The 10243-nt window shown below is 71.5% G+C and carries 10 protein-coding genes; 5 read left to right on the top strand and 5 right to left on the bottom strand.

Annotated features, from left to right (window positions below; genetic code table 11):
• Together NBZ85_RS21215 and NBZ85_RS21210 are read right to left on the bottom strand one after the other, a co-directional pair.
• On the bottom strand, positions 1-1087 hold a 1087-nt coding region (locus NBZ85_RS21215; RefSeq protein ID WP_498041255.1), incomplete at its 3' end, for an NHL repeat-containing protein.
• A gap of 116 nt (positions 1088-1203) precedes the next feature.
• A complete protein-coding gene (locus NBZ85_RS21210; protein ID WP_261557794.1) occupies positions 1204-2181 on the bottom strand; it encodes a TIGR03564 family F420-dependent LLM class oxidoreductase in 978 nt (325 codons plus the stop codon).
• A gap of 47 nt (positions 2182-2228) precedes the next feature.
• Between NBZ85_RS21210 and NBZ85_RS21205 the strand changes: the two genes are divergently transcribed.
• Positions 2229-3047: an MmyB family transcriptional regulator gene (locus NBZ85_RS21205; RefSeq protein ID WP_261562465.1), complete on the top strand. Its 819-nt coding sequence runs from the start codon at positions 2229-2231 to the stop codon at positions 3045-3047.
• Between the two features lie 65 nt (positions 3048-3112).
• On the opposite strand, the gene NBZ85_RS21200 is transcribed toward NBZ85_RS21205, so the two are convergent.
• Positions 3113-3862, bottom strand: a complete 750-nt coding sequence (locus NBZ85_RS21200) for an enoyl-CoA hydratase-related protein (protein ID WP_261557798.1) — start codon at positions 3860-3862, stop codon at positions 3113-3115.
• 204 nt (positions 3863-4066) lie between these two features.
• Between NBZ85_RS21200 and NBZ85_RS21195 the strand changes: the two genes are divergently transcribed.
• Positions 4067-4879, top strand: a complete 813-nt coding sequence (locus NBZ85_RS21195) for an SDR family NAD(P)-dependent oxidoreductase (protein WP_308205200.1) — start codon at positions 4067-4069, stop codon at positions 4877-4879.
• Positions 4880-4914: 35 nt separating this feature from the next.
• Here NBZ85_RS21195 and NBZ85_RS21190 read toward each other — a convergent pair whose 3' ends face one another.
• Both NBZ85_RS21190 and NBZ85_RS21185 read right to left on the bottom strand, forming a co-directional pair.
• Complete coding sequence (locus NBZ85_RS21190) at positions 4915-5154, bottom strand: hypothetical protein (RefSeq protein ID WP_261557802.1); 240 nt, start codon at positions 5152-5154, stop codon at positions 4915-4917.
• A gap of 147 nt (positions 5155-5301) precedes the next feature.
• A complete protein-coding gene (locus NBZ85_RS21185; RefSeq protein WP_261557809.1) occupies positions 5302-5748 on the bottom strand; it encodes a MarR family winged helix-turn-helix transcriptional regulator in 447 nt (148 codons plus the stop codon).
• A gap of 156 nt (positions 5749-5904) precedes the next feature.
• Here NBZ85_RS21185 and NBZ85_RS21180 point away from each other — a divergent pair, with 156 nt between their 5' ends.
• The 3 genes from NBZ85_RS21180 (at position 5905) to NBZ85_RS21170 (ending at position 10165) form a co-directional block, all read left to right on the top strand.
• Positions 5905-7383, top strand: a complete 1479-nt coding sequence (locus tag NBZ85_RS21180; protein WP_261557810.1) for an MFS transporter — start codon at positions 5905-5907, stop codon at positions 7381-7383.
• A gap of 195 nt (positions 7384-7578) precedes the next feature.
• Positions 7579-9189, top strand: a complete 1611-nt coding sequence (locus tag NBZ85_RS21175) for an ABC transporter substrate-binding protein (RefSeq protein ID WP_261557812.1) — start codon at positions 7579-7581, stop codon at positions 9187-9189.
• Positions 9182-10165, top strand: a complete 984-nt coding sequence (locus NBZ85_RS21170; protein ID WP_261557814.1) for an ABC transporter permease — start codon at positions 9182-9184, stop codon at positions 10163-10165. The genes NBZ85_RS21175 and NBZ85_RS21170 overlap by 8 nt, the downstream gene beginning before the upstream one ends.
• Positions 10166-10243 lie beyond the last annotated feature (78 nt).

Genomic DNA, 10243 nt, shown 5'->3' with positions numbered 1-10243 from the left:
GGTCGGCGCTGTGGGCGGGTTCGGGGACACCGGGGGCGTATTTGTCGACGGAGCGTCGGTGACCGTCGGGTCCGACGGAGACGGCTTGGGAGCCGTCGGCGTTGTTGATCCAGACGGAGCCGCTGCGGACGAACAGGGTCAGGACCCCGGGGCCGCCGGTGATGTGGATGGGTTCTTCGAAGCGTTGGTGGTTGCGGTCGTAGACGAGGACCTGTCCGGTGCCGTTGTCGGGTACGTAGACCCGGCCGCCCGCGATCACCGGGGCGCCGAGCCGGCTGGCCGCTGTCCGCCCGGTGACCTGCACGGTACGCACGGCCCGTGGGCCAGGCCCGGTGGTCAGGTCGACGAGGAACATGACGTCGGTGCCGTCGACGAGGACGGGCACGACCCGGCCTTCCAGCGACGGTGCGACCAGTAGCCGGTGGCCCCCGCCGGCGGGCGGTGGCAGGGCGATCGGCGCACCCGGGTCCTTTGCCGCCACCGGAATCAGCGCGGGCGCTGTGCCGTCCACCGCCACGGGTTGGCCACCGGCGATGGTCATCGCCAGTGTGCCGCCCGGCCGGCCGGCCCGGATCCGTGCGGTGATTTTGCCATCGCGGACTGCGAGCATTTCGCCGCTGCGGGCGACGGGCAGCCACAGGGTGTTGTCGTCGGTGATGCCGGCGCCGGTGACGGGTGCTTTCACGTCGAGTGGTGTTCCGATGACGTCGAGGGTTGTCGGGTTGATCTGCATGACGGTGCCGGTGGCGTCTTCGACGAGGTAGGCGGTGGCGCCGTGTGCGACGACCCGGTACGAGTCGGGGCCGTGGCCGAAGGGCCGGGAGACCAGTCCCATTCCGGCGGGGTCGATTCTGCTGACGACGCCGGTGTCGCGGTCGGAGACCAGCACGGAGATGCCGTCCTGGCTGAGGTCGACCTGGTGTCCCCGGGTGTCTGGCACCGGGACGTTGAAGTCGGGCCGTCCGGACGGCCCGTTGATGTGGGTGGCCCACCCCTTCGCCGTGCTCCACAGCCACGCGCCGCTGTCCGTGACCGGCAGGAAGGCCGAGCCTGCGCTGGTCCCGAGTACGCCGACCAGCGTCGTCACGGCCAACGTCAGGGCGAGCCCAACCGAGATCGAACCAGCGGAACGGACGCCGATCTGCCTGCGCACTGCTCTGAGTCACCGCCTGGGCCGGCTGGGTGGGTTGCTGCCGCTTCAGGTTAGTGATCCCGAGTTCCGTGCGGGGCAGTACCCGTCGACGTGGCCGCCGAAGTCGGATATCCGACGGCGCCGAGCAGGCGCAGGGTCCGCGCGCGTTCCTCGGCCGTGCCGACCAGGCTGACCAGCACATCGGTGGCGCCGAGGGTCGAGTAGGCGGACAGCTGGTCGCCGACCGCATCCTCGTCTCCGACGACGGCGATCTCGCCCGGCTCGGTGAAGCCGTCGCGGTCCAGGGCCGCGCGGTAGGAGGGCAGCTGCGCGTATCCGGCGTACTCCGCGCTGAGGTTGGCGCGGATACGGTCCGGCGTGGATGTCACCGCCACCGGCAGCCCGACGACGACCCGAGGCGTCGGCCGGCCGGCGTCGCGGGCGGCTGCGTCGATCAAGGGCACCACATGGTCACCGATGGTGCGGGGCCCGGCGAGAAAGGTGATGGTGCCGTCCGTGCGCTCCCCGGCGAGGCGCAGCATCGTCGGGCCGAGGGCACCGAGCAGCACCGGGACGCGGACGGTCGCGCCGGGCACGGCGCTGGCGGCGGGGTCGGAGCCAGGCCCGGTGGCGCCGGGGACCCGGCGTCCGTCGAGGATCGGCAGCAGGGTGTCGAGGTGGGCGCGTAGCGCGGCGACGGGTCGGTGGAACGGCTGACCGTAGATTTCCAGCAGGCCGGGGTGGCTGACGCCGAGTCCGAGGGTGAACCGGCCGTGTGCCGCGGCCTGCGCCGTCAGTGCCTGCCCGGCGAGCACCCGAGGCTGGCGCGGCTGGACGATGACGACGGAGGTGCCCAGCTCGATGCCCGGCACCTCCCGGGCCAGCGCGGTCAGCACGCCGATGGCGTCGTAGCCGTAGCCCTGCGGCAGCCAGGCGGTGGGCACCCCGGCGGCGGCCACCGCCCGGGCGACCGTGACAAGGTCGTCGATGAGGTTGCCGGAACCGGGAGTGCCGAGGCCGGCAGCGAGGTTGACACCGATACGGATCATGACGTCCAGAGTGGCCGGAAGCCGATATGCGGACCAGGAGCGTGCTGATGGTGCCATTGGAACTGACACCCAGGGCCGCCACCGCCGCCGCCACCACCACCGCCACCGCTGCCACGGCGGCAGCGGCCCGGCGTCGGGAGCTCGGAGCCTGCCTGCGTGCGTACCGCCGGCTGGTCGAACCGGCCAGTGTCGGGCTGCCCGACGGTGGGCGTCGGCGCAGCCGGGGGTTGCGCCGGGAGGAACTTGCGTCCCTGTCCGGCGTCAGCCTGACCTGGTACACCGGGTTGGAGCAGGGCCGGGCGGCGGCATCGGCGCAGGTCCTCGACGCCGTCGGCCGGGTGCTGCGCCTCGACGAGGTGGGCCGCCGGCACCTGCGCCGGCTTTCGGCGCCCGAGCCGCCGGCGGTCGCCCCGCGCGGTGAGTACCTGCGTGGGCTGGCCGGCCTGCTGGACAGTTGGCCGACCAGCCCGGCCGCGCTGCTCGACCACCGCCTCGACATCGTCGCCACCAACGCGGCCTGGGCCCGGATCTGGGGCGACCCCGCCGGGTACGAACCGGCGCGCCGCCACGTGCTCTGGCTGCTCGCCGTCGCCTCGGCGCCGGCCGAGCTGCTGCTGGCGGTCGCGCGGCAGTTCCGCATGGCCGCGGATCTGCACGCCGGTGACCCGCGGATCGGCGAGATCGGCGCGTTGCTGCGCGCGGACCACCCGGCTCTGGGACTGGTGTGGGACTGCCGGGGAGTCGGCGCGTTCGGTCATCCGACGATCGACCTGGCGGGCGAGCCCGCGACGGCGCATCTGCTGCATCCCACCGGCCAGACCGAGATCGCCATCCTCGTCGCCGCGGCCCCGCGCCGCGGAGCCTGAGCCGACGCCATGATCGCCGGGACGAGGCTTGGACGCGACGTAGGTGCCTGCCGGTGGGATGAGCCTCAGCGGCCGATCCAGGTGGGGGTCCGCTTCTCGGCGAAGGCGCGGGCCCCCTCGCGCGCGTCCTCGCTGGCGAAGACCGGCGCCACCGTTTCGGCGATGGTGTCCCAGTCGCCCACCGGAAGCTCCTCCACGATCAGCTTCTTGGTGACGCTGACGGCCAGCGGGCCGTTCGCCGCGATCTGCCCGGCCAGTTCCAACGCGGCGTCCAGCACGTCGGCGGCCGGAACGACCCGGTTGACCAGGCCGATCTCCCGGACCCGGTCGGCGCTGACGAGGGCTCCGGTCAGGCCGAGTTCCAGGGCGAGCGCCAGCGGGATGCGCTGCGCCAGCCGGGTGCCGCCCCCTGCCGCGATCAGACCGCGGCTGACCTCGGGGAGGCCGAACTTCGCGGTCTCGGAGGCGACGAGCAGGTCGCAGGCCAGCGCCAACTCGAAGCCGCCGCCAACCGCGGCGCCGTTGATCGCGCCGATCACGGGCTTGGGGAAGACCCGCCGGGTGAAGATGTCGAGACCCGGCCCGGGGACGTCCAGACCGCCCTCGGCGAGGAACGCCTTCAGATCCATGCCGGCACAGAAGATGCGGTCGCCGGCCGCGGTGAGGACGACGGCGCGTACCTCGGGGTCCTGTTCGGCCGCCTGGAAGGCGTACCCGATCCCGGACATGGTCGGGCCGTCCAGGGAGTTGGCGGCCTTCGGCCGGTTGATCGTCACGATGGTGACGGGCCCGCGCCGTTCGACGTCGACCGACATGGCAGATCCTTTGGTGAGAGGGGAGTCCGCACGAGGGCGGCACGGGGGTGGGGCGCAGCGGTGGCACGAGGCCGGTGCGGGCCTCCGGCAAGGAGATTTCCGGAAATTGACGGCACCGTCAAGTCGCCTCCGTCGCCGCAGTGGGCCGCGGATCGGCCCGGACGTGAGGAAGCATCGGTCGGAGAGGGGATCTGGATGAGGATGATGGTGGTCACAGGCGGGACCGACGGCATCGGTCGGGCACTCGCGGACGTCCATCTTCGCCGAGGCGACGCTGTGCTCGTCGTGGGGCAGAGCGCCGAGAAGGGGGAACGGTTCCTCGACGTCGCACGCGAACTCGGTGCCGGCGATCGGGCCCACTTCGTGCGCGCGGATCTGAGCCTGGTCAGTGAGAACATCCGGCTGCTCGAGGAGATCTCCGGGGTCTTTCCCACCGTCGACGTCCTGGTGCTGGGTGCGCGCTACCACCGGTCGGTGCGGACGGAGACAGCCGAGGGCCTGGAGAGCAACTTCGCGCTGTTCTACGTGAGCCGCTTCCTGCTCAGCCACGGGCTGGCGCCGTCGCTGGAACACGCCGAGCTGCCGATCGTTCTCAACATTGCCGGACCGGGCGGGACGGGCCCGATTCAGTGGAACGACCTGCAGCTGCGCCGGCACTACGTCGGGACCGGGGCGCTGGGCCACGGCGGTCGGCTCAACGACCTGCTCGGGGCCGGGTTCGCCGAGGTGCATCCGGACAGCCCGATCAGGTACATCCTGTTCAACCCGGGCGTCGTGTCGACCAGTTTCTCCGGGGAGTATGACCGGGCCACCGCCGCGGCGGTCGCGGGTCTGAAGGTGTCCGGGAAGACGGTGGCGCAGAGCATCGGACAGATTCTGCCCTGCCTGGACCGTCCGCCCGCCGAGCGGCTGAGCGCATTCGTGGAAGGCCGGCGCATCGACGTCGACACCCCCTTGTTCGACCGTGGCGAGGCCGCCCGGCTCCACGAGATCACCGAGAAGCTGCTCGCCACCTGATCCTCGGGTGACGGCGCATGGCGATGGCCCGCCGGTCAGGTGAGGTTGAGTAGTTCGATGTAGGACTCGACCCGCATCGTGGTCCCCTTGAGCCGGGAGGTCTGCTCGGCGCCCAGGACGCCGACGGACGGGGCGTAGGACGCGCCGCCCCGCGGGCCGAGGGGCAGCGAAATCCCGGGCGGGCCGGGCAGGTTCAGCCCGGCGTTGACGTCGAGATGGCCGTTCGGCAGCCGGGAGGAAGCCAGATCCTCGGCCAGATAGTCGGTGGTCGGCACGACGCCGTAACAGCGAAACCAGATGTCCGCCGTGATCGATGTCCCCGAAGCCGTGCTGACGGTGAATGTTTTCGCCGTTCCCGCTTCGACGGGTGGCTCCTCGCTCAGCGTGCTGCCCAGGAGCAGGGCGACGCCCAGGGCGAGGACCTAGGAGGCGAGGGCGCCGAAGACGTCGGGGACGCCCTCGTCGACCACGATGGCGGTGGCGACGCGGGTCAGATGATCGCGGTCGGCGGCCGGGACGCGGGTGACGAGGTCGGTCAGCCGCTGGCTGATCTCGTCGTAGAAGGCGTCGGTGATCCGCTTGCCGTCCGGGGTGAGGGAGACGGTGATGGCGCGCCGGTCGGTCGCCGACATGGCGCGGCGCAGGTAACCGCGGCGCTCCACCCGCTCGACCAGGCCGGTGACGCTGGACTTGTCCAGCCGCAGCATCCCGCTGACCTCACCCATGCCGCGTGGCTGGTCCTTGAGGACGCACATCAGCTGGGCCTGTGGCACGGACACCCCATGCTCGGCGCAGACATCAGCATAGATCGAGTTGACCAGGTAGGACAGCCGCACCAGGGCCACTGGTGGCTGGAATGTCGTGCCCACCGCGGATCTCCACCCCTCCCGACGCTGTGCCAACACTCTACCGCCACAGGTTTGCATTGCCGACCATTTTTATTTGTGATACGTACTATACGTGCTACCAACGATGTTGGCTTCGGCTTCGGTCCAGCGGTCCACTGTCCGTGTGGGGGGTTCGACGTGAGCGCGGGCCCGTCCGCCCCGCCGGCCTCCGTCGGTCCGCCGGTCGCGGACTCGGTGCGCCGCCCCCACGTGTCGCTGGCCGCGGTCGTCGCGATCGCCTGCACGGCGCAGTTCATGGTGGTGTTGGACACCACGATCGTGAACGTCGCGCTGCCGGACATGCGGCGTGCACTCGGGTTGTCGGTCGCCGACCAGCAGTGGGTGATCACGGCCTACCTGGTGACGTTCGGCGGCTTCCTGCTGCTGGCCGCCCGTGCCGGTGACCTGCTCGGCCGTCGACTGATCTTCCAGCTCGGACTGATCGTGTTCAGCCTGGCCAGCCTCGCCGGCGGACTCGCGCAGAACGGTGAGACGCTGCTGGCCGCCCGGGCCGTACAGGGTCTCGGCGCGGCCGCGCTCGCCCCGGCCAGCCTGAGCCTGATCACTGCCAGCCATACCGACCCCGACGAGCGCACCCGCGCGTTGAGCCGGTGGAGTGCCGCCGCCTCCAGCGCCGGCGCGGCGGGCATGGTGTTGGGTGGCGTGCTCACCGACGCGCTGAGCTGGCGGTGGGTGCTGTTCGTCAACGTCCCCATCGGGGTCGGGCTCCTGCTGGCCAGCGTCCGGCTGCTGGCCCCGTCCCACCCGGGTCCGCGCCGACGGTTGGACTATCCCGGCGCGGTCATCGTCACGGCCGCCACCGCTGCGTTGGTGTTCGGAATCTCGCGGGCCACCCAGAGCGGCTGGGGCTCGGTCGAGGTGATCGCCGCGCTGGTCGGCGCGGCGGTCCTGCTCGTGCTGTTCACCCTGATCGAGGTCCGGGTGGCGGAGCCGCTGATCCCGCCCAGCATCTACCGGCACCCCACCCTGCGGATCGCGAACCTGATCACTGCCGTGCTCGGCGCACTGATGACCTCGACGATCTTCTTCCTGTCGGTCTACCAGCAGCAGCTGCTCGGCTATAGCCCGTTGCGCACGGGTCTGTCCTTGATCCCGTGGACCCTGGTGCTGGTCGCCGGCACGTTCGCCGCGCGCCGGTTGATGCCGTTGCTGCGTCCCGTCCCGCTGCTGGTCGTCGGCTCGCTGTTCACCGCGGCGGGCCTGGCGTGGCTGGCCTGGGTGCCGGACCGGCCGGCGTACCTCGTCCACGTGCTGGGGCCGACGCTGGTGGCGGGCGTCGGGATGAGCCTGGTCGTGCTGCCGGTCACCGTCCTCGCCACGAGTGGCGTCGCGCCGACCGAGGCCGGCCTCGCCTCCGGGCTGCTGAACATGGGCCGTCAGATCGGCGGCGCGCTGGGTCTGGCCGTCCTGGTCACGGTCGCTGCCACTGTCACCGCCCACACCCACGGGCGGAGCGCGGTCGCCGCGACCGTGCACGGTTACCACGTCGCCCTGCTCGCCGCGGCCGCGCTCAGCCTCGTCGCGGCCGCGACGGGCCTGCTTCTGCTCAGGCGGCACCCGTCTGGCGGCGAGCGGCACCCTGCTTCACCTGCATAGTTGGTATTGACGATGGTGGGCAGTATCAACTACTTTGGTTTGTGTTCCGGAAGGTAGGTGCTACTAACTATCTTCCGCCCCCCGCCCGCCCAGATCGGTGTAGCCGGGCGGTCTGAGCCGCCGCTTCACACCCACCGGCGGGCTCCTTGTCGTCGCGTTATTTGTTCATCTTCTCTATCGAAAAAGAAGGGTTACATGCTCGCCGCCGTTCGCCGCAGCCTCCCCCACCGCATGCTCTCGACCACCGCAGCCGTCGCCGCGGCGGCGGTGCTGGCGTCCTGCGGCAGCTCGTCCACCGCCGAGACCGCGGGCACAGACCGGGCCGGCCCCCGCTCCGGCGGCACCCTGCTGATCGCGGCCGACGCGGACCCGGGCTGCCTGGACCCCCAACAGACGGGCCAGCTGCAGACGCTGGACATCGTTCGGGGCCTGGTGGACTCCCTGACCGGTCAGGACCCGAAGACGGGCGCGATCGTGCCCTGGCTGGCGCAGTCGTGGACGGTAAGCCCGGACGCTCGGCAGTTCAGCTTCGTGCTGCGGTCGGGAGCGAGCTTCAGTGACAGGACTCCGGTCGACGGCCAGGCGGTGAAGGCGACGTTCGACCGGCTGGCGAAGCTGCCGCCCAACGGCGCCCCCGCCTACATCAAGGGCTACACCGGCACGGCGGTCACCGACGCGACGCACGTCACCGTGAGCTTTGCCCAGCCGAACTCCCAGTTCCTGCAGGCGACGTCCACCGCGGGATTCGGCATCCTGTCGGTGGCCACCGCGAGCGGGCCGCTGGCCGAACGCTGCCGGGGGCGGTTCGTCGGCTCCGGGCCTTTCGTGCTGGGCAGCTACACCCCGAACCAGGGCGCCGTGCTCACCCGGCGGGCCGGCTACGCCTGGCCGTCGTCGCGGGCGACGAACAAGAGCGTGGCGCACCTGAACGAGGTCAGGTTCACCTTCGTCTCCGAGGACGGCGCCCGTACCGGCGCGCTGCGCTCCGGACAGGCACGGGTGGGGGAGAACATCCAGCCCAGCGACCAGAGCCAGTTCGACGGCAACGGCTTCCAGCTGGTGCGCATGTCCGCGCCTGGGCTGGCGCCCCCGCTGTCACTGAACCACCAGGGGATTCTGGCCGATGAGAAGGTGCGCCAGGCGCTGCTGAAGGGCATCGACCGCGCGGCCCTGGTGTCGACGGTGTTCAACTCCTCCTACAAGCCGGCGACCGGTGTACTGGCCTCCACCACGCCCGGCTATGTCGACCAGAGCGCCAAGCTGGCCCACGACCCCGACGGGGCCGCCGAGCTGCTCACCGCCGCCGGCTGGTTGCCGGGCAAGGACGGCATCCGAGCCAGGGACGGCCGGAGGCTCTCGCTCACCTGGTTGATCCCGGCACCGATGCCGCCGGCCGACGAGGCCGTCCAGCAGCAGCTGCGCAGGATCGGCGTGGACGTCCGGCTCGACGCCGTCCCACCGGCGCAGTACGTCTCGCGGCAGGCGGCCGGCGCGTTCGACATCAGCGCCGTCGGGACCACCCGGGCCGATCCGGACGTCCTGCGCAACATCTTCTCGACCAAGGGCTCGAACCTGTGGCACCTGGCGCCCAGCCCGCTCGACGACTATCTCCAGCAGGAGGTCACCGCGAGCGACACCACGACCCGCCAGATCGCGGTGACCAAGGCGGTGACCTGGATCCTCGACCACGCCGACACCGTCCCGCTGTACGAGAACACGATCGTCCACGGGGTGGCGGACCAGGTCCACGGCCTGCGCCTGACCGCATCCACCCAGCTCGACCTGCACGAGGCATGGCTTGAGTGAGCTGGGGGGACCGGGCGGCGGCATGACCGTGTACATCGCCCGGCGGCTGGCTCAGGCGGTGGCCGTGGTCTGGGCCGCGTTCACGGTCACGTTCGTCGCGGTCCGGCTGCTGCCCGGAGATCCGGTGGACCTGATGCTGTCCGGGACCAACGGCTTCTCCACCCCGACCCCCGAGCAGGTCGCCGAGGCCCGCGCCCGGTTCGGCTTCGACCACCCGCTGGTCCAGCAGTACGTCGACGCCCTGCTCGACGCGACGCACGGCGACTTCGGCTCCTCGATCCAGACCGGTCGGCCGGTCTCATCGATGATCGCGCAGGCGCTGCCGTCGACCCTGCGGCTGGGCGCGACCGCGCTGGTGCTCGCCCTCGTCGCCGGCACGATCCTCGGCCTGCTGGCGAACCTCGTGCCGGTGGCACCCCTGCGGCAGGGGCTGCGGTCGCTGCCCGCCGCCGGCATCTCGCTGCCCTCGTTCTGGGTCGGGCTGATGCTGCTGCAGCTGCTGTCGTTCCACTGGCACCTGTTCCCCGCCTTCGGCGGCGGGGGGCTGCGAGGACTCTTCCTGCCGGCCTGCGCGCTCGCCCTGCCCGGCGCCGCGCTGGTGGCGCAGGTGGTTGGCAAGAGCCTGCACGACAGCCTGCGCCGACCGTGGGCAGACACGATGCGCGCGGCCGGCCTGACCCCGCGGCGGCTGCTGATCGCGCACGGGCTGCGCAACGCCGCGATTCCGGCGTTGACCGTGCTCGGGCTGCTGGTCGGCAATCTGATCGGGGGTGCGGTCGTGGTCGAGACGGTGTTCTCCCGCCCGGGGACGGGCCTGATCACGCAGGCTGCGGTCGGTGCACAGGACCTGCCCGTCGTCCAGGGCGTCGTGGTGATCGCGGCGGTCGGCTTCGCCGCCATCAACCTGCTGATCGACCTGCTCTACCCGCTGCTGGACCCGCGGCTGCGGGCGAACACCGCGGCGGTGGCCAGGTGAGTCAGTCGGGCCAGGCGAACCAGACGGGTCGGGCCGGGCGGGCGGTCCGGTATGTGGCCGCGCACCCCGGCGTCACGC

This window comes from Frankia tisae, assembly GCF_025403405.1.
GTDB lineage: Bacteria > Actinomycetota > Actinomycetes > Frankiales > Frankiaceae > Frankia > Frankia tisai.
Note: the sequence above shows the minus strand (reverse complement) of the source record. Positions and strands in the feature narration are given on the sequence as shown.